At 60.6% G+C, this 19536-nt stretch carries 19 protein-coding genes and 1 pseudogene; 10 read left to right on the top strand and 10 right to left on the bottom strand.

The annotated features are described in order from the left end of the window. Positions 1 to 9 precede the first annotated feature (9 nt). Positions 10 to 594, bottom strand: coding sequence for a DUF1349 domain-containing protein (locus BA011_RS34400; protein WP_065284148.1), 585 nt, complete (start codon positions 592 to 594; stop codon positions 10 to 12). Between the two features lie 225 nt (positions 595 to 819). Here BA011_RS34400 and BA011_RS34395 point away from each other — a divergent pair, with 225 nt between their 5' ends. The 6 genes from BA011_RS34395 (at position 820) to BA011_RS34370 (ending at position 8100) form a co-directional block, all read left to right on the top strand. Continuing rightward, positions 820 to 2346, top strand: a complete 1527-nt coding sequence (locus tag BA011_RS34395) for an ABC transporter substrate-binding protein (RefSeq protein WP_065284147.1) — start codon at positions 820 to 822, stop codon at positions 2344 to 2346. Positions 2347 to 2591: 245 nt separating this feature from the next. Further along, the gene (locus tag BA011_RS34390) at positions 2592 to 3533 is read left to right on the top strand and encodes an ABC transporter permease (protein ID WP_065284146.1); all 942 of its coding nucleotides are present in this window, start codon (positions 2592 to 2594) and stop codon (positions 3531 to 3533) included. Beyond that, the gene (locus tag BA011_RS34385) at positions 3533 to 4402 is read left to right on the top strand and encodes an ABC transporter permease (protein WP_065284145.1); all 870 of its coding nucleotides are present in this window, start codon (positions 3533 to 3535) and stop codon (positions 4400 to 4402) included. The genes BA011_RS34390 and BA011_RS34385 overlap by 1 nt, the downstream gene beginning before the upstream one ends. A 50-nt stretch (positions 4403 to 4452) precedes the next feature. Then, complete coding sequence (locus BA011_RS34380; RefSeq protein ID WP_065284144.1) at positions 4453 to 4965, top strand: RidA family protein; 513 nt, start codon at positions 4453 to 4455, stop codon at positions 4963 to 4965. Positions 4966 to 5033: 68 nt separating this feature from the next. Further along, the gene (locus BA011_RS34375) at positions 5034 to 6230 is read left to right on the top strand and encodes an aminotransferase class V-fold PLP-dependent enzyme (protein ID WP_065284143.1); all 1197 of its coding nucleotides are present in this window, start codon (positions 5034 to 5036) and stop codon (positions 6228 to 6230) included. 34 nt (positions 6231 to 6264) lie between these two features. Further along, the gene (locus BA011_RS34370; protein WP_065284142.1) at positions 6265 to 8100 is read left to right on the top strand and encodes an ABC transporter ATP-binding protein; all 1836 of its coding nucleotides are present in this window, start codon (positions 6265 to 6267) and stop codon (positions 8098 to 8100) included. Between the two features lie 31 nt (positions 8101 to 8131). Here the strand turns inward: BA011_RS34370 and BA011_RS34365 are convergent, their stop codons facing one another. Further along, the gene (locus BA011_RS34365; protein WP_065284141.1) at positions 8132 to 9346 is read right to left on the bottom strand and encodes a polyhydroxyalkanoate depolymerase; all 1215 of its coding nucleotides are present in this window, start codon (positions 9344 to 9346) and stop codon (positions 8132 to 8134) included. A 122-nt stretch (positions 9347 to 9468) separates the two neighbouring features. Between BA011_RS34365 and BA011_RS34360 the strand changes: the two genes are divergently transcribed. From BA011_RS34360 to BA011_RS34350, 3 genes are all read left to right on the top strand, one after another. Then, entirely contained in the window at positions 9469 to 10122 is a 654-nt protein-coding gene (locus BA011_RS34360) for a glutathione S-transferase (protein ID WP_065284182.1), read from the top strand. A gap of 115 nt (positions 10123 to 10237) precedes the next feature. Further along, on the top strand, positions 10238 to 11056 hold the full coding sequence (locus tag BA011_RS34355) for a bifunctional allantoicase/(S)-ureidoglycine aminohydrolase (protein WP_065284140.1): 819 nt from the start codon (positions 10238 to 10240) through the stop codon (positions 11054 to 11056). Positions 11057 to 11075: 19 nt separating this feature from the next. Then, on the top strand, positions 11076 to 11609 hold the full coding sequence (locus BA011_RS34350) for a GNAT family N-acetyltransferase (RefSeq protein WP_065284139.1): 534 nt from the start codon (positions 11076 to 11078) through the stop codon (positions 11607 to 11609). A 314-nt stretch (positions 11610 to 11923) separates the two neighbouring features. Here BA011_RS34350 and BA011_RS34345 read toward each other — a convergent pair. Further along, positions 11924 to 12308: pseudogene (locus BA011_RS34345) on the bottom strand (Ohr family peroxiredoxin). A 41-nt stretch (positions 12309 to 12349) separates the two neighbouring features. Then, entirely contained in the window at positions 12350 to 13228 is an 879-nt protein-coding gene (locus BA011_RS34340; protein WP_065284138.1) for an SDR family oxidoreductase, read from the bottom strand. A 125-nt stretch (positions 13229 to 13353) separates the two neighbouring features. On the opposite strand from BA011_RS34340, the gene BA011_RS34335 reads away from it, so the two are divergent. Next, the gene (locus BA011_RS34335) at positions 13354 to 13977 is read left to right on the top strand and encodes a TetR/AcrR family transcriptional regulator (RefSeq protein WP_065284137.1); all 624 of its coding nucleotides are present in this window, start codon (positions 13354 to 13356) and stop codon (positions 13975 to 13977) included. A gap of 106 nt (positions 13978 to 14083) precedes the next feature. On the opposite strand, the gene BA011_RS34330 is transcribed toward BA011_RS34335, so the two are convergent. From BA011_RS34330 to BA011_RS34305, 6 genes are all read right to left on the bottom strand, one after another. After that, positions 14084 to 15247 (bottom strand): mandelate racemase/muconate lactonizing enzyme family protein, encoded by a 1164-nt coding sequence (locus tag BA011_RS34330; RefSeq protein ID WP_065284136.1) that lies wholly within the window; start codon positions 15245 to 15247, stop codon positions 14084 to 14086. Between the two features lie 38 nt (positions 15248 to 15285). Beyond that, on the bottom strand, positions 15286 to 15456 hold the full coding sequence (locus BA011_RS34325) for a hypothetical protein (RefSeq protein ID WP_237352802.1): 171 nt from the start codon (positions 15454 to 15456) through the stop codon (positions 15286 to 15288). 320 nt (positions 15457 to 15776) lie between these two features. After that, positions 15777 to 16859, bottom strand: a complete 1083-nt coding sequence (locus tag BA011_RS34320) for a tartrate dehydrogenase (protein WP_151343722.1) — start codon at positions 16857 to 16859, stop codon at positions 15777 to 15779. A gap of 17 nt (positions 16860 to 16876) precedes the next feature. Further along, positions 16877 to 18382, bottom strand: a complete 1506-nt coding sequence (locus tag BA011_RS34315) for a tripartite tricarboxylate transporter permease (protein ID WP_065284180.1) — start codon at positions 18380 to 18382, stop codon at positions 16877 to 16879. Between the two features lie 6 nt (positions 18383 to 18388). Further along, positions 18389 to 18841 carry a tripartite tricarboxylate transporter TctB family protein gene (locus tag BA011_RS34310; protein WP_065284134.1) on the bottom strand — a complete coding sequence of 151 codons (453 nt, stop codon included), beginning with the start codon at positions 18839 to 18841 and terminating at the stop codon, positions 18389 to 18391. A 49-nt stretch (positions 18842 to 18890) separates the two neighbouring features. Beyond that, positions 18891 to 19520, bottom strand: a complete 630-nt coding sequence (locus BA011_RS34305) for a tripartite tricarboxylate transporter substrate-binding protein (protein WP_249023529.1) — start codon at positions 19518 to 19520, stop codon at positions 18891 to 18893. Between the last annotated feature and the right edge of the window lie 16 nt (positions 19521 to 19536).

Raw genomic sequence — 19536 nt, 5'->3', positions numbered from 1 at the left:
GTCGCTCTTCTAGCTCAAGTCATGCAGATCCTTGGCGGTCGCCGGTCCAATCGAGAATTCGGAAAAGCGGACCGTCAGTCCGCTACGCTCCGGTGTGCAGGCGGTCGGTCCGACTTCGTAGTGCGCCGCTGCCGGGAAGGGGGCGAGCCGCAGCAACGGCCAGAAACTGCCATCGCGTGAAGCCTGGATGCGCATCGCGCCGTTGGCGACGGTGACGCGAATACGGAAATCCTCCAATTCCCTGAAGGGCTGTGCCACCGACCAGTCGGACTTGCCGTCGGTGACGACGGTGCTGAGGAAGGCTTCGCCGTCGGTGAACTCGACGCCTGTTTTCACCCAGCGCCTCTCGTCGATGCGCACCATCAGGCCGGCCTGGTCGTAGAGGGTGCGGAATTCGCCCTGGACGCGGATCTGCGCGGTGAAGGCGTCGGTGGTGGGAAATCCGAGGAAATGGCCGCTGTCGCGGGTAAAGCCGTAATGGGTTTCCCGCCAGAAATCGGTTTTCTCATCGGTCGTAAGGCTGAGGCCGGCTTCGTTCGCCTGCCATTGAGCCGGCTCGTTCAGCCATTTGCCGTCGGTGAAATCGATGCTCATCCTGTTCTCCCGTTCCGTTGAAGCCTCACTGCAGGGCGATTGGCTCACCTTGGCATAATGCGCGGTCTTGGTGCAGGCGGGCGCAGCCGAAGAGTGTGTGTTTTTGCGGCATCCCGGTATCGCCCCTAGCATAATCCGTCGCTCGTGCTTGACAGGATCGATCCATCTCCTATTCTGTTACAAAAAGATGAATTACATAATTGTGGAACTAAACGGGAGCATCACATGAAAACACTGGTCGCATTCCTTCTCGGCACCGCGCTTGTCGCCCTGCCTTCGACCCTCCTTGCCCAGGAAAAGGGCGGCGTCATCAATGTTGCGACGATCGGCGAGCCGCCGACCCTCGATCCGATGTCGTCGACGGCCGATCTGGTCGGCATCGTCACGCAGCACATTTTCGAAACGCTCTACACCTTCGACAAGAGCTGGAACGTCACGCCGCTTCTCGCCGAGAGCCTGCCTGAGATCAGCGCCGACGGCAAAACCTATACGATCAAGCTCAGGACCGGCATCAAGTTCCACGACAATAGTGACATGACCTCGGAAGATGTCGTTGCCTCGCTTGGCCGCTGGATGAAGATCGCCTCGCGCGGCAAGCAGGTGGCCGGCTTCATCGATAAGGTCACCGCCGTCGATCCGGCGACCGTGACGATCACGCTGAAGCAGCCCTACGCGCCGCTGACCTCGCTGCTCGCCTTCAACAATTCGGCCGCGATCATCATCCCGTCCGAAAAGCAGGACGAGCCCATGAAGGACTTCATCGGCACCGGTCCCTACATGCTGAAGGAGCGCAAGGCCGACCAGTATATTCAGCTCGTCCGCTTCGACGGCTACAAGTCACGTGAAGGCGACAGCAATGGTTATGGCGGCGCCCGCCGCCAGTATCTCGATGAGATCCGCTTCGTGCCGGTGCCGGATCCGAACACCCGCGTCGAGGCAGCCGTTTCCGGCCAGTACGACTACGTCGACTCGATCCCCGTCGAATCCTACGACAAGCTGAAGGCCTCCACCGCCTCGCAGCCGATCATCCTGAAGCCCTTCGGTTATCCCGTCTTCGTCTTCAATACGAAGGAAGGAATTTCTGGGAATGTCGAGGTCCGCAAGGCGATCCGTCAGGCGCTCAGCATGGAAGACATGCTGGCCGCGGCCTTCGGCAGCACGGATTTTTACGCGCTCGACGGCGCCATCTATCCAAAGACCTTTGCCTGGTCGACGGATGCCGGCGTCGAGGGCGCCTATAACGTCGCCGATCCGGAAGGGGCGGCCGCCGCCGCCAAGAAGGCCGGCTACAATGGTCAGCCGATCCGTATCCTGACCAGCCGCCAGTATGAGTTCCACTACAAGATGGCGCAGGTCGCCGCCGAATATCTGAAGCTTGCCGGCTTCACCGTCGATATGCAGGTTGTGGACTGGGCGACGCTGACGCAGCGCCGCACCGATCCGAAGCTCTGGGATATCTACATCACCCATAGCCCCTTCCTGCCGGAGCCTGCTCTCATCGGCTCGCTCTCGACCAGCTCGCCGGGCTGGTGGGATACGCCGGCCCGCAAGGCCGCCGTCGATGCCTTCACCTCGGAAGTCGATCCGAAGAAGCGCGTCGAGCTCTGGGCCGATGTCCAGAAGGCGATCTATGCCGACGCCCCCTTCATGAAGATCGGCGACTTCAACGCCGTTTCGGCAGAATCGACCAAGCTTGAAGGCGTCGATCCGGCTCCGTGGCCGTATTTCTGGAATGCTTCGATCAAGAAGTGATGGAGTGACTTTGGTGGCCACCGCTAGCTCCCTCATCCCTGTGCCCTCAGGGCTTTGCCGAGTGAGGTCACAGGGATCCAGCCACGGCGCGTCTGCGCCGTGATTGACCCTTATTCGGTCAAGGAGTCTTCCGCGCCCAAGGACTTGGGCGCGCTGGATTCCTGTGACAAGCACAGGAATGAGGGCAGAGGAGCTACAGATTCCGCTACGATGCCACATGGACCAAGCGCAGGAGCAAGGTTCGGATGATACGCTACATCCTCCAGCGCCTGTTCGGCATGATCGTCGTGATGTTTCTCGTCGTCACGATCGTCTTCGTCATCGTGCGCGTGACCCCGGGCGATCCGGCCGCCGTCATGCTCGGGCCGGATGCGACGCCGCAGGATACTGCCGACCTCAGGGCCCGGCTCGGCCTCGATCAGTCGCTCGGCCTGCAATATGTCTATTATCTCGGCCAGATGCTGAGAGGTGATCTCGGCCAGTCGATCTTCCTCAACATGCCTGTCACCTCGGCCTTGCTCGATCGGGCCGAGCCGACCTTCTTCCTGACTTTGTTTTCGCTCGCCATTGCCAGCATCATCGCCCTGCCGATCGGCATCTATGCCGCCTATCGGCGCGGCTCCTTCGTCGACCAGGTGGCAACGACGCTTGCCATGTTTGCCGCCAGTATTCCAAGCTTCTGGCTCGGCCTGATCCTGATGCAGTTCTTCGCCGTCAGACTCAATCTCTTCCCTGTCTCCGGTTATGGCGGCCCGGGCTCGACCTTTCTCGATCGGATGTATCATCTGACGCTGCCCGCCTTTGCGCTCGGCATCGTCTCCTCGGCGCTGATCCTGCGCTTCACCCGCGCGTCGATGCTCGATGTGCTTGGCGACGATTATATCCGTACGGCCCGGGCCAAGGGGCTGATCGAGCGCCGGGTCATTCTCAAGCACGCGCTGAAGAATGCGCTGATCCCGATCCTGACGGTAATCGGCCTGACGGCAGCGGTATTGATTTCGGGCGCCGTCGTCACCGAGACCGTCTTCGGCCTGCCGGGTGTCGGCAATCTCGTCGTCTCCGCGGTCCTGCGCCGCGACTATCCGGTCATTCAGGGGGCTCTGCTCGTCATCGCCGCTCTCTACGTGCTGATCAATTTTGCGATCGACATGCTCTATCTGCTGATCGATCCGAGGGTGCGCTACTGATGGCCGATATCGCAATCAAATCAGTCGAAGGCGAAGGCAGCAAATTCGTCAAGCGCCTGCTGAAGCGCAAGACGGTCGCCTTGGGTCTGCTGATCCTGACGATCTTCGTGCTTGTGGCGGTCTTTGCGCCTGTTGTCGCGCCCTATTCGCCGTCGAAGCTTTCCATCGTCAATCGGCTAAAGCCGCCGAGCGGCATGTTCTTCTTCGGCACCGACGAGTTCGGCCGGGACGTCTTCTCGCGCACCATCTTCGCCGGCCGCCTGTCGCTGCTCGTCGGTGTTGCGGTCGTGACCTTGTCGGCCGTAATCGGGGTGACGCTCGGCCTGCTTGCCGGCTTCTTCCAGAAGCTCGATACGCCGATCGCCCGGCTGATCGACGCGATGATGGCATTCCCCGATATTTTGCTGGCGATCGCGCTCGTCGCCGCCCTCGGCCCGTCGTTGACGACGGTCATCATCGCGTTGTCGATCGTCTATGCGCCGCGCCTTGCCCGCATCGTCCGCGCTTCGACGCTGGTCATTCGCGAGCTGCCCTATGTCGAGGCGGCGAGGGCGCTCGGCATCTCGACCTTCCATATCATGACGCGGCATGTGCTGCGCAATCTGCTGTCGCCGATCCTGGTGCAGGCGACGTTCCTCTTCGCCAGCGCCATGCTTGCCGAAGCCGGTCTGTCCTTCCTCGGCCTTGGCGTCAGCCCGGAAATTCCGACCTGGGGAACGATGATCGCCGCCGGCCGGCAGTATATCGGCCAGGCCGACTGGATGACGCTGTTTCCGGGTGTCGCCATCATCCTCTCCGTGCTGTCGCTGCAGATGGTCGGCGATGGCCTCAGGGACATGCTCGATCCCAGACTGCGCAAGGATCTTTAATCCGCCGACCAAGCATCGGCCCAATCGAAATTCGCCAAATCGAAAATTGCATGACAGGAGTTTGCGTGAATCAGTTTCCCACCGCCGCCGGCAAGGTCGAGAACTCGCCTTACGAACGGCTTGCCGCCCTCGGCATTGCGCTTCCGCCGCCGCCGCCGCCGATCGCCAATTTCGTCACGCACGTGATCGAAGGCAACATGCTCTATCTCTCCGGCCAGGGGCCGCGCGAGGCTGACGGCTTCATGCACGCCGGCAAGGTCGGCGGTGGGGTCAGTGTCGAGCAGGCCTACGGCCACGCGCGGCTGACCGGCATCAACCTGCTTGCCGTCATGCAGGATGCGCTCGGCGATCTCACCCGCGTCAAGCGGGTGGTCAAGCTGCTTGGCATGGTCAATGCCGTGCCTGATTTCGAGGATCATCCGAGCGTCATCAACGGCTGCTCGGATCTGCTGATTGAAGTCTTCGGGCCGGCCGGCGAACATGCCCGCTCGGCTGTCGGCTTCGGCTCGCTGCCCGGCAACATCACCGTCGAGATCGAGGCGATCGTCGCCTTGCACGGCTGACGGGAGCTCGACACAGTTGATCGACCGCACCATGTTTCGTTTTTCGGCCCAGAATCCTGGAGATCTCCATGTCCACTGATATCCGCCCGTCGCTTGGCCTTCGCCCTGTCATCAATGTATCGGGCACGATGACCAGCCTCGGCGCCTCGATCGTCGTTCCCGAAGCGATCAGCGCGATGGCATCGATCCTGCCGCACTTCGTCGAGATCAACGATCTGCAGCGCAAGGCAAGCGCCGTCATCGCTAGGCTGACCGGCGGCGAGGCGGGCTTCGTCACCGCCTCCTGCTCGGCCGGCATATCGCTTGCCGTCGCCGGCGCGATCACCGGCAACAACCTGCTGGCGATCGAGAAGCTGCCGGATGTGGTGCCGGAGAAGAACGAGGTGCTGGTGCAGATGGGCCATGTCGTCAGTTACGGCGCCCCGGTCGACCAGGCGATCCGGCTTGCCGGCGGCAAGATCGTGCTTGTGGGGCAGGCGACCTCGACGCATCGCTTCCACATGGAAAACGCCATCACCGACAAGACCGCCGCCGCCGTCTATGTCGTCTCCCACCATGTCGTCGATTACGGCCTGCTGAACCTGAAGGAATTCGTCGAGATCGCTCATGCCAAGGGCGTGCCCGTCATCGTCGATGCGGCCTCGGAATATGATCTCAGGATTTTCCTGGAGCAGGGGGCAGATATCGCCCTCTACTCCGGCCACAAATTCCTCGGCGGCCCGACCTCGGGCATCGTTGCCGGCAGGAAGGAGCTGGTGCGCCATGCCTTCCTGCAGAATATGGGCATCGGCCGCGGCATGAAGGTCGGCAAGGAGAGCATCTTCGGCGTCATGGCGGCACTCGAAGCCTGGGAAAACCGCGATCATGCCGGCATCCGTGAACGCGAGACCGGCTATCTCAACCTGTGGAAGCGCACCCTCGACGACCGCCCTGGCGTCACCGCATCGATCGAGCCCGATCCGACAAATAATCCGCTCGATCGGCTGCGAGTGATCGTCGATCCCGAGCAAGCCCATATCACCGCATGGGATCTGGCCGATGCGCTTGCCAAGGGCAGCCCGCCGATCATCGTGCGCGATCACGAGGTAGAGCACCGCTATTTCTACCTCGACCCCTGCAACCTGCACCCGGGCGAGGAGACGGTCGTCGCGGAGAGCCTGGCGCAGGAACTCGACAAGGCGCGCGCGTCCAACGAGATCATTGCAACGCCGATCGAGAACCGCAGCAGGTACCGCTTCGACGGTGTGCTGCGCTGGCCGGATTGACCACCGCCGCTCATCTGCCGCAAGAGGAACCACCATGGCCAGTGCCCAAACGCAACCGATCCAGACGGCGACCGACGTTCTTTCCGTCGACAGGCTGACGACCTCCTTTATGGTCGACGGCGTCTGGAAACCGGTCGTGCGCGACGTCTCCTTCACCGTGGCGCCGGCGGAAACGGTGGCGATCGTCGGCGAATCCGGGTCGGGCAAGAGCGTCACCTCGCTCTCGATCATGCGGCTGCTGCAGGCGGATACGAGCCGTGTCGAGGGCCGCGTCATGCTCGGCGGACGCGACCTTTTGGCCCTGCCGGAAAATGCCATGCGGCAGGTTCGCGGCAACGAGGTGGCCATGATCTTCCAGGAGCCGATGACATCGCTCAATCCGCTTTTCACCATCGGCGACCAGATTTCCGAGGCGCTGCTCTGCCATTCCGATATGAGCAGGGCCGATGCCAAAGCCGAGACGATCAGGTTGCTGGAAAAGGTCCGCATCCCCTCGGCCGCCTCGCGCTTCGGCGAATATCCGCATCGTTTCTCCGGCGGCATGCGCCAGCGGGTGATGATCGCCATGGCGCTCGCCAGCCGGCCGAAACTCTTGATCGCCGACGAGCCGACGACGGCGCTCGACGTGACGATCCAGGGCCAGATCCTCGATCTCATCAAGATGCTGCAGGACGAGGAGGGGACCTCCGTTCTCTTCATCACCCATGACATGGGCGTCGTTGCCGAGATCGCCGACCGGACGGTGGTGATGTATCGCGGCGAACAGGTGGAAAGCGGCGCCACCGCCGATATCTTCCACCGCGGCAAACATCCCTACACGAGAGCGCTGCTTTCAGCCGTGCCGGTACTCGGCTCGATGCAGGGCCGGCAAAGGCCGCTGCGCTTCCCCGTGGTCAATACCGCAACGGGTGAATCGGACATTCCCGCCGAGGTCGCCGATACGGTGGCGGCGACACCGGTCCTGCAGGTGAGGAACCTCACCAAGCGTTTCGACATTCATTCCGGTCTCTTCGGCCGGCTGACCAGCCGCGTGCATGCCGTCGAAAACGTCTCTTTCGATCTTCACGCCGGCGAGACGCTGTCGCTCGTCGGCGAATCCGGCTGCGGCAAATCGACGACCGGCCGCGCCATCATGCGGCTCATCGAGCCGCAGGCCGGTTCCGTTCTCGTCGAGGGCAGGGAGGTGCTCGGCCTCGACAGGAAGGATCTGCGCGAGATGCGCAAATCCGTGCAGATGATCTTCCAGGATCCCTTTGCCAGCCTCAATCCACGCATGACGGTCGGTGCGGCGATCGCCGAACCCTATCTCGAGCACAGGATGGGCAGCGCGAAACAGGCAAAGGATGTCGTCGCCGATCTGCTGGTGAAGGTTGGCCTGTTACCGGAGATGGCGGCGCGTTATCCGCATGAATTTTCCGGCGGCCAGCGTCAGCGTATCTGCATTGCACGCGCGCTCGCCTTGCAGCCGAAGGTCATCGTCGCCGATGAAAGCGTCTCGGCGCTCGACGTCTCGATCAAGGCACAGGTCATCAACCTGATGCTGGACCTGCAGCAGAGCCTCAACCTTGCCTTCCTGTTCATCTCGCACGACATGGCGGTGGTCGAACGCGTCAGCCACCGTGTGGCGGTGATGTATCTCGGGGAGATCGTCGAGATCGGCCCGCGGCCCGCGGTCTTCGAAAATCCGCAGCATCCCTATACGAAGAAACTCATTGCGGCAGTGCCCGTGCCCGATCCGGACCGTCGCCACGAAAAGCGGATGGTGGCGAATGACGAGATCAAGAGCCCGATGCGCCCGGTCGACTATCAGCCTGCAAGCACGTCTTATCGCGAAGTCGGGCCGGGCCACCTGGTCATGGCCGATGGGTAGACTTGCCATCGCGTTTCGGATCTGACGGGCGCTATTCCATCGCCAGGATCATGTTGCGCACGACGGGGTAGATTTCCCCCTCCCAGCGGCGGCCGCTGAAGACGCCGTAATGTCCGACATTGGCCTGAAGATGATGGCGCTTCAGATGCGGGCGCAGTGCACGACAGAGATCGTGCGCGGCCGACGTCTGGCCGAGCGCGCAGATGTCGTCGCGGCCGCCCTCGACGGTCAAAAGCGCCGTGTTGCGGATCTGGCCCGGATCGACCTTGCGGCCATGGTGGGTGAGGTCGCCGGTCGCGAGTTCCGCCTTCTGGAAGACGCGTTCGATGGTCTCGATGTAGAATTCTTCGGTGAGGTCGAGCACGGCGAAATATTCGTCATAGAACTTCTTGATCTTGCCGGCCTCGGCCGTCTCGCCCTTCGCCAGATGGTCGTAGAGCCTGCGATGGGCGTCCTGGTGGCGCTGCATGTTCATCGACATGAAGGCGACGAGCTGGAGGAAGCCGGGATAGACCCGCCGCCCGGCGCCCCGATAACGCCAGGGAACGCCCGTGATCAGCGAGTTCTCGAACCAGGCGAGCGACTTCGATACGGCAAGTTCGTTGACCTTCGTCGGGCTCTCGCGCGGATCGATCGGCCCGGCCATCAGCGTCATGGTCCGCGGTGTGGCGGGATGCCGCTCTTCCGACATCACGGCAACGGCGGCCAGCGCCTGTACGCAGGGCTGGCAGACGGCGAGGATATGAGCGCCGGGGCCGATTTCCTCCAGGAAATGCATGATATAATCGACATAGTCGTCCATGCCGAAGCGTCCGGCCGACAGCGGCACGTCGCGGGCGTTCGCCCAGTCGGTGATGTAGACGTCGTGATCGCGCAGCAGGGTCTGCACCGTGCCGCGCAGGAGCGTCGCGAAATGGCCGGACAGCGGGGCGACGACCAGCACCCGCGGCCGCTTTGCATCGGTGTCCGTTGCAAAGCGCAGCAGCGTGCCGAAGGGCATGTCGAGTATGGTCTCGACGGTGACGGGCACCACGCGATTGCCGATTATGACCGAGTCTATGGCGAAATCCGGACGTTGGTGGGTGATCTCGAAGCGTGAGATCATCTCCAGCGCGGCGGCGAAGTGCCGGCTCATTTCGCTGCCGGATCCCCAGAGCGCAGTCGCGGAGAAGATTTGCAAGCGCCGCGCCAGATCGCGGAGCGGCGCGATGAGATCATCCTGCAACTGATAGGCCTGGTAGAGCATGGCCGAATCTCCCGCACTGCCGCATCGATGCGGCGGTGCAAAAAATGCTAGTGGAATATGTCCTGCCATGCGAGAAGATTATCGAGGAAGAAGCAACATTGTCCGACAAGGATACGAGCCCGATGTCGCAAGCTGCACTGACGATTTCCTCGAAGAACTACTCCTCATGGTCTCTGCGCGGCTGGCTGCTGTGCCGGATGGCGGGACTGGACTTCGCCGAAGTGCTTGTGGAGATGGATGACGAGGCGCGCCAGGAACTGCTTCTGCTTTCACCGTCGGTCCTGGTGCCGAGGCTGACCCATGACGATGTGACGGTGTGGGACACGCTGGCGATCGCCGAATATCTCCACGAAGTGACGCCCACTGCCGGGCTCTGGCCCGCCGAGCGGGCGGCGCGCGCCCGCTGCCGGTCGGTCTCGGGCGAGATGCATTCGGGTTTCCATAACTTGCGTTCGGCATTGCCGATGAACCTCAAGGCGCGGCATGCGAGCTTCAAGATATTCTCGGGCGCGCGGCCCGATGTCGAGCGCGTCAAGGCGATCTGGACCGAATGCCTCGAGGCAAGCGGCGGGCCGTGGCTGTTCGGGACCGCGCCGACCGTGGCCGATGCGATGTATGCGCCGGTCTGCGCCCGCTTCCGCACCTATGCGGTGGAGCTCGAACCGCAGCTCGAAGCCTATGTCGAAACGGTGCTGTCCTGGCCGCTGATGGGCGAGTGGACCGAAGGCGCGATGGTCGAGCCGGACGAGATCGTCGAACTGGAAGTCGAGTTCTGACGGAAACGCGGTCGGGCGGCTCCCCATCGATTTTCACGGGCCGAATTAAGAGTTGCCTGGAAGGTGAGCGGCGCATAAAGCAGATGCAGTGCCACATGCCGCGAAGCCTGGACCGATGAACAGAGATTATTATTCCAAACTCGGCGGATTGCCGCCGCAAACCGAGCTGCTTTCCAGCAAGGCCGTCTTCACCACAGCCTATGCGGTCATCCCGCGCAGCGTCATGACCGACATCGTCACCAGCGTCCTTCCGCATTGGACGGGGACACGGGCATGGGTTCTCTCCCGGCCGCTCTCCGGTTTCTCCGAGACCTTCTCGCAATATGTGATGGAGGTTCAGCCCGGCGGCGGAAGCGACCGGCCGGAGCCCGACAAGCGGGCCGAAGCGGTTCTGTTCGTCGTCGAAGGCGAGATGACAGTGGAGCTCGATGGCGTCAGTCATGCGCTGCGCTCCGGTTCGTTCGCCTATATTCCGGCGGGTTCGGTCTGGCGCCTGAAAAACAGCGGTTCGACGGCGGCAATATTCCACTGGATTCGAAAGGCCTTTCAGGAGGTCGAGGGGCTGGAGCCGCCGCCGGCGATTGTCACGCATGAGGACCAGCACCCCATCTCGGCGATGCCGGACACCGACGGACGTTGGGGGACGACCCGGTTCATCGATCCGGCCGATGTCCGTTACGACATGCACGTGAATATCGTGACTTTGGAGCCGGGTGCCGTGATCCCATTCATGGAAACCCATGTCATGGAGCATGGTCTCTATGTGCTGGAAGGCAAGGCCGTCTATCGGCTGAACCAGGATTGGGTCGAGGTCGAGGCCGGCGACTTCATGTGGTTGCGCTCCTTCTGCCCGCAGGCATGCTACGCCGGCGGCCCCGGCCGGTTCCGCTACCTGCTCTACAAGGACGTCAACCGTCACATGACGCTCTGGTAGGATCTATCGCAGAGGCACGATGAAGCTCGAAAGCGAACGTCTAATATTGAGACCGTGGCGGGAGCAGGATCGCAAGCCTTTCGCTGCGATCAATGCCGAACCCGACGTCGTCAGATATCTCAATCCTTTGACCGACGAACAGTCGGATGCGATGCTCGACCGTATCGACCGGCACTTCGAGGATCATGGCTGGGGGTTCTGGGCGCTGGAGGAGAAGGCAAGCCGCCAGTTGATCGGCATGTGCGGCCTCGCCAAGGTTTCACCTGCTTTGCCATTTGCCCCGGCAGTCGAAATCGGTTGGCGGCTTTCAGCCTCTCGGCACGGCGCCGGATATGCGCGCGAGGCTGCGGAACGGTCTCTCGACTTTGCGTTCAACGAGCTGAAGCTTGACCGCATCGTCAGCTTCACAGTGCCCGCAAACAGCAATTCCTGGGGTTTGATGAGACGGTTGGGGATGAACCGGATCGGTGAGTTCAATCATCCCAATTTCGCCGAGGGGCATCCATTGCGTCATCACGTGCTCTACGAGCTGCGATCACCAAACGGTATTTGACCTTCCCACATCGGCTTCAACTGAGAGGTGTCTCATTAATAGCTAGGCAATTTATGATTGTAAAAGTGGCGTAATCTATCTTATGGAACTAAGTAATTGTACAGGCGTACGAGCGGATGTCTCACTCAACGATACGGTAATCGAAAGTTGTCGTGACGCAGGACTTCTGCCTGCATAGGTCAAGCCGAGGTCTCAAGCATCGAGCGCTGGAGATACGTTAGCAGTTTGATGCGGGATAGAGCGGGAGGCAGATCCGTAGATCAGGCTCGACGGGTTGTCGCCCTTTTCCGTCATATCCGCCTCCCGCATCGACATCAGCTAGTCGTGACGGTGATGGCCACGTCGATGTTGCCCCTCACCGCGTTCGAATAGGGGCACGTCGCATGCGCCGCCTGTACGATCTCCTCAGCCGTTGCCTGATCGAGCCCGGTGATCGCCACGTCAAGCGCAACTGAAAGCACGAAACACCGCTGCCATTTGGCTGCAAGCCCACTTCGGCCACCACCACGATGTCAGTATCCTTCACCCTGGTCGCCTTGTTGCGGGTGACGTGGATCACTGCGTTTTCGAAGCAGGCCGCTTAGCCGGCTGCGAACAACGGCTCCAGATTGGTCGCGCCGCCCTTGCCGCCCATCATCGTGGGCCGCGCCAGATCGAGAAGACCGTCTGCGCTGCGGATGGTGCCGCTGCGGCGCCAATCGCGGTAACCCTGGTGCAGTGTGCTCATCATCCGGTTCCTGTCAAAGCATGCTCGACATGCCGAACGAGGTGAGCATGCTGTTCTGAATTGGGCTTACGGCCTCGTTCAGTCGCTGGACATCAAAGTCCATGCCCTCAGGCATGACGACCGTCCGCAATGGACGTCGCTCCGTGGCCTCGACCAGTTGCACGATGGCATCTGCCACGCGTTGGGGCCGCGGGGGATTGGCCTCGTCGTGTCCGTCGTTGGCGTTGGCCTTGATCTGACCCGGGATCGCCGCAACCTCGCCATAGGAAGCAAGCACGGCATGGTCGGATGGCTCCGGGCTCGACGAGATGAGGTTGCTCGGGAATGGTCCTGGCTCGACGATGACGGAGTCGATTCCAAAGCCCTTCAGTTCATACCGATAGGCTTCGGCAAGCGCCTCAAGCGCGAACTTGCTCGCGGAGTAGACGCCGAAGAACGGAAAAATCACTCGACCCATCAGGGATGTAACATGAACGAGGAGTCCGCTGCCGGCGGCACGCATATGCGGCAGAACGGCGCGGTCGGCCCGCACGGCGCCGAAGAAATTCACCGCAAACTGCCGTTCGACGTCCGCGACCGTGTAGGCTTCCGTGATTCCGACGGCCATCGTTCCGGCGTTGTTGATTAGGACGTCAATTTTTCCATGCTCTTTGATAACCTGTTCGATCGCAGAATTGACAGATCTCTCGTCGGCGACATCCATTTCCAGGACTTGCAGCACATGCCCTTCGGCTTTCGCCGCGTCGATAAGTTCTCTCCGGACCGTGGCATTTCTTCCCTCGACGTCGCGCATGGTCGCAACAACCGTATGACCTCGCCTTGCAAGCTCCAATACCGTGAGTTTCCCAAACCCACTGCTCGCGCCGGTCACAACAACGACTTTTCCGCTCATCTCAAGTCCTTTCTCTGAAATCCAAGAGGCATCCCCTACCTATAGACAGACCTGTATGTACTTGCAATCTCAAATTTGACAGAATAGTCTGTCTATGTGCGGACGATGAATTTGAGGTGACAGAAATGCAAACGCGCGGCGCGCCTGAGTTTGTGGATGTGGATGCGCAATCGCTTGATGTCCTTGCCCCGCGAGAACGCATCTTGAAGACGGCGTCGGACCTGTTTTATCGGCTGAGCATCAACTCCGTCGGGATCGATCGGATCATTGCCGAAAGCGACGTGGCCAAGATGACGTTTTACAAGCACTTTCCATCGAAGGCCGCCCTCGTCGCTACCTATCTGCGTTACAAAAGTGCAATCTGGTTTCAGATGCTTGCAACTGCGACGGAAAGACCCGGCCTATCGTCGGTGGAGCGCGTCCTCGCTATTTTTGACGCGCTAGACGAACCGCTCCGTGCGCCTTTTTTCCGCGGTTGTCCATTCGTGAAGGGACTGGCCGAGTTCGGTCCGGAGGCAAACTCTCCTGACGTACAGGCAACCATTGCCGAGTATTTTAAGGGATTGCATGAATTTGTTGCCTCACTCATTGAGCCTTTGGGATTGAAAAAACCCGAAAAGGCCGTGATTCAGGTCCTGTCGCTTATCCAAGGCGCAATTGTGATGGCACAGTCGACGCGCGATCCTGGCATTGTCGAGGCAAACCGCGATGCCGCCAGACTGTTGCTAGAGGATGGGTTGGCCTCGTAGGATGACGATGATAGTTGAGAGCAGCTTGTCGGAAGTCAGCAGTCACGGTCAGCATCCTTGAAGAGAAAGCGGGGGTGCGATTTGAACGCTCCCCCGGAACACGCGACTATTCGGCGAGTTCGCGCATGACCTTGATAAGGTCAGACTTGCCTTCGAAGCCGATACCCGGCAGCTCCGGCATCGTGATGTGCCCGTCGATGACCTTTACGCCGTCCGGGAAACCCCCGTATGGCTGGAAGAGATCCGGATAGCTCTCGTTGCCGCCTAGGCCGAGGCCGGCCGCGATGTTGAGCGACATCTGGTGACCGCCATGCGGGATGCAGCGGGACGGCGACCAGCCAAACTGTCGCAGGACGTCGAGGGTCCGGAGGTATTCGACGAGACCGTAGGACAGGGCGCAGTCGAACTGGAGGAAGTCGCGGTCGGCGCGCATGCCGCCGTAGCGAAGCAGGTTGCGGGCATCCTGGTGGGAGAAGAGGTTCTCACCTGTTGCCATCGGAGCATCGTAAAATTCGGAGATGGCCGCCTGCAGGGCATAGTCGAGCGGGTCGCCGATTTCCTCGTACCAGAAGAGCGGGTAGTCGCGGAGCATCTTGGCATAGGCGATGCCCGTCTCCAGATCGAAGCGGCCGTTCGCATCGACCGCAAGCTTCGCCTCGGAACCGATTTCCTCCAAGACGGATTCGATGCGGCCGCGGTCTTCGTCGATCGAGGCTCCGCCGATCTTCATCTTGACGACATTGTAGCCGCGGTCGAGATAGCCGCGCATCTCCTTGCGAAGCGCACTGTTGTCCTTACCGGGATAATAGTAGCCGCCGGCGGCGTAGACGAAGACCTTCGGATTTGCCTCACGGCCCTTCATTTCGGCCAGCATGCGGAAGAGCGGCTTGCCCTCGATCTTTGCGACCGCATCCCAGATGGCCATGTCGATAGTACCAACAGCCACCGAGCGCTCGCCGTGACCGCCGGGCTTCTCGTTCATCATCATGGTCGACCAGATCTTGTGCGGATCGAGATTCTCGCCGGCGTCGTTGATCAGGCTGCCCGGTTTCGCCTGCAGGATGCGGTCCTTGAACCGCTCGCGAATCAGGCCGCCCTGGCCGTAACGGCCGTTCGAGTTGAAGCCATAGCCGACGACGCGACGGCCGTCCCTGACGACATCGGTCACGACGGCAACAAGGCTGGCTGTCATCTTCGAGAAGTCGATATAGGCGTTGCGGATGGGCGACGCGATGGGCTTGGTAACTTCGCAAACGTCTACGATACGCATTTATGTTCTCCGTTCTATAAGATGGACTGGGTATCTGATTAATGCTGAACTTCGTGAGCGACAGCGGTGATCTGGCGGGGAATGTCCCCGCGTTGTTCGGCGATGACGGCCTCCACGGTGGCACGGTCGAGAGCGCCTTCCCACTTGGCGATGGCGATTGTCGCCAACCCGTAGCCGACCAGGTTCACGACCGCGCGGGCCTGAGTCATGAAGCGATCCAGCAACTGTCGCGCCATCCTCCCTACAGTCTCCTGCTGCACCTCCACAGCGCTCGGACAAGCCCACTGTAGCTTTAGTAGAGGAACAAGGCCGAGCATTCCAATGCCGGTACGATTTGTATTGGTGCCGTATTGGCATTGTCGGATGATCTTGGCTTGATGAAGATCGAAGGAAATCTTATCACCGGCCTTGAATATCTTGATTCAATGCGCCGATCCGCCTCCAAACAATTCTTGAAATCGATATGCTGGCAATGCCAATTTGGCTTCAATGCACGCTGTAACGCCATCGCAATGCCGAGAAAAGCATTTCAGCGGAGGGTTTCCGCGACTGCCTTTCCGCATGTGATGGTATCCGCTTTTCCTCTAAGATCGCGCGTCCGCAGCCTCTCATCGGCGAGAACCGTCTCGATGCCTGCCATCACCGCAGCGCTGGCTTCCTGCTCTCCGAGATGATCCAGCATCATTGCTGCCGACCAGATCTGTCCGATAGGATTGGCAATCCCCTGCCCTGCGATATCTGGGGCCGTTCCGTGGACCGGCTCGAACAGTGAAGGAAATTTTCGTTCCGGGTTGATGTTTCCTGAAGGGGCGATGCCGATCGTGCCCGTGCAGGCAGGCCCCAGATCCGAAAGAATGTCGCCGAACAGGTTCGATGCCACGACCACATCGAAACGGTCGGGGTTCAACACGAAATGGGCGCAGAGAATATCTATGTGATATTTGTCCCAGGTGATATCCGGATAGGACTTTGCCATTTCCTCCACCCGCTCGTCCCAATACGGCATCGAGATGGAGATGCCATTCGACTTGGTTGCGGACGTCAGCCGTTTCCGGGGTCGGGTTTGGGCGAGATCGAAGGCGAACTTCAGGATTCGATCGACGCCGACCCTTGTCATCACCGTTTCCTGGAGAACCGTTTCCCGCTCGGTTCCCGGGAAGATGCGCCCGCCGATCGACGAATACTCACCTTCAGTGTTCTCCCGGACGACGTAGAAGTCGATATCGCCTGGGCCACGCCCAGCCAGAGGGGACGTAACACCGGGCATCAGCCGCACAGGCCGAAGGCTGACATACTGGTCGAATTCACGTCGGAACTGTATCAGAGAACCCCAGAGCGAAATATGATCGGGGACGAGTCTCGGCCAGCCGACCGCCCCGAAGAAAATGGCGTCGTGGCTACCTATCTGTGACTTCCAGTCCTCCGGCATCATCCGGCCGTGCTTCACGTAGTAATCGCAGGATGCGAAGTCGAAGTTATCGATCCGGAGCTCGAAGCCGAACTTCTTCGATGCAGCTTCAAGAACCCTGATGCCTTCGGGAACGACCTCTTTCCCGATCCCATCTCCAGCAATGGAGGCGATCTTATGTACTCGGTTGGTTTTGTTTTCCAAGATATACTCCAATTCGATCAGTCTTCCTCGACAAAGACCTCTTTGCGACGTCTCGCGATGTTGGGAAGAAATCCGATAGTGAGCACTATGAGTGCGACGGCCAGAAGTCCCGCGCTGATGGGCCGCGTGACAAAGACGGAGATGTCGCCGTGCGAAATCGTCATCGCCCTGCGCAAATGCTCCTCCAGCAGGGGACCGAGGACGAACCCCAACAGCATGGGCGCAGGCTCGAAATCCAGTTTCGACAAAGCGTAGCCGAACACGCCGAACCCTGCCATCACGTAGAGATCGAACGTGTTGGAATTCACGCTGTAGACGCCGATGGAGGCGAAGGCGAGGATCGCAGGGAAAAGCACCGTGTAGGGAACCGTCAGAAGCTTGACCCACAGACCGATCAACGGCAGGTTGAGGATGACGAGAAGCAGGTTGCCGATCCACATCGAGGCAATCAATCCCCAGAACAAGACAGGCTGGGTGGTCGCGACCTGCGGACCGGGAACGATGCCCTGGATGATCATTGCGCCGATCATAAGTGCCATGACGGGATTGGCGGGCACGCCAAGGGTCAACATCGGTATGAACGACGTCTGAGCCCCTGCATTGTTTGCGGCCTCCGGTCCCGCCACGCCCTCGATTGCGCCGTTGCCGAAGCGCTCCGGAGTCTTGGAGATTTTCTTCTCGAGCGCATAGGACGCGAAAGACGCCAGGATCGCGCCGCCACCTGGAAGAACGCCGAGGGCGGAGCCGAGCAACGTCCCCCGGAATGCCGGCCCGATCATTGCCTTCAGATCCGCGCGGCTGGGCCAGAGACCCGCCACACGGCTGACGACGGCGGTTCGCTCGATCGTCGTTTCCAGATTTCGCAGGATTTCGGCGATGCCGAAGAGACCGACGGCAACGGCCACGAAATTCAATCCGTCCGCCAGTTCCGGCCGACCAAGCGTGAAGCGCATCGCTCCGGTATTGATGTCCGTTCCCACCAGTCCGCAAACGAGCCCCATCGACACCATTGCGATCGTTTTCAGCACCGATCCGCGTGCGAGAACGATAGAGGCAGCGAGCCCGAGGACCATCAGGCCGAAATACTCAGACGAGCCGAATTTCAAGGCGATCGACGTCAAAGGGGGAGCAAGTGCGGCCACGACCACGGTCGCTATGGTGCCGGCAAAGAAGGAACTCAGTGCTGCGGCTGCAAGCGCCGGTCCAGCTCTGCCCTGTCGGGCCATCTGGTATCCATCCAGAGCCGTCACGGCTGACGAAGACTCGCCAGGCAAATTGATGAGGATCGCTGTTGTCGATCCGCCATACTGTGCGCCGTAGTAGATGCCGGCAAGCATGATCAGGGATGTTTCAGGTGAAAGCGACAGGGTTATCGGCAGAAGCATCGCGATCGTCGCCGTCGGGCCGATCCCCGGCAGCACGCCCACAAGCGTTCCGAGCAGCGTGCCCACGAAGCAGAAGAGAATGTTGTAGGGCGTCATGGCGGCGCTGAGGCCGAGCGCAAGATTACCGATGAGGTCCATCATGGCCTAAACTCCCAGCCAGGGGCCGATGAGACGGACGGGCAGCCCGAGGCCATAATAGAAGACGCCCAGACAGAACACGGTGATGCCGAGAGTGATGGCAAGAACGACGAGCGGTCTTTGCCCTCCCGCCGCGGATGCGGCAGACAGTGTGGTGAGCGCCACCGCCGGAACGAACCCCAGGCCACGGACGGTAAGGCCGAACAGGATAGGCGCGACGATGATCGCGGCCAGAGCCCGCAAGGGTGCGATCTGCGGCCGAAACGTTTCGGTCTCCGTGAGTGCTTTTATGCCGATAGCGACCCCGATCACCGTTATGACGATCGACAGTATCAGGGGGAAATAGCCCGGCCCCATCCGGAGCGCCGATCCGACGTCCATTGCAAATATGGACGAAATGCCAAACCCGATCCCCACAGCCAGCAGCGTGCCGGAGGCGGCAATGTTCTTGATATCCATGAAAGACCTCCGTTCGGCTGCGGGATTTTTCGCAGCCGAACCATCACCGTTAATCTGCAAACTGACCGGCAGCCTTGATGATGGGATCCCACCGTTTGATTTCGGTGTCGAGCTTGATGCGGAGCGCTTCCTGGGTGGCCTGTTCCTTGGTCGCCGGCATGGTCGCGATCTGCGCGAAGCGTTCTTTCAGGACAGCGTCGTCCATTGCAGCCTGAAGAGCAGACGTCAGCTTGTCCACGGCGTCCTCGGGCGTGCCTTTGGGTGCGTACAGGCCGTGCCAGACCCCGAGTTTGAATTCAGGCAATCCTGCCTCGGTCGTCGTCGGCAGATCGGGTAGTGTGTCAGCCCGTTCTTCTCCGGTGATCGCGTAGGCCTTGACTTGCTTCTGCGAAATCGGCCCGACCGTGTTGGTCGCTTGGTCACAGGTCATATCGATCTGGCCACCGATCAAATCCGTCATGATCGGGCCATTTCCTTTGTAGGGAACTGTCGTCATCTGCGTTCCGATCGTTGCCATGAACAACGTGCCACAGAGATGCGATGCTGCTCCGATCCCGGCATGGGCATAGGTTACTTTGGTGCCGTTCTGCTTGATGTATGCAATGAGTTCCTGAAATGTCACGGGGGGAAATTCGTTGCGCGCGATGACCGTCATCGGAGCGTCGCTGACGAGGCCGATCGGCTCAAAAGCTTCC

Source organism: Rhizobium leguminosarum, assembly GCF_001679785.1.
Lineage (GTDB): Bacteria > Pseudomonadota > Alphaproteobacteria > Rhizobiales > Rhizobiaceae > Rhizobium > Rhizobium leguminosarum_R.
The sequence above is the reverse complement of the archived record's forward strand: the minus strand, read 5'-3'. Positions and strand labels throughout refer to the sequence as shown.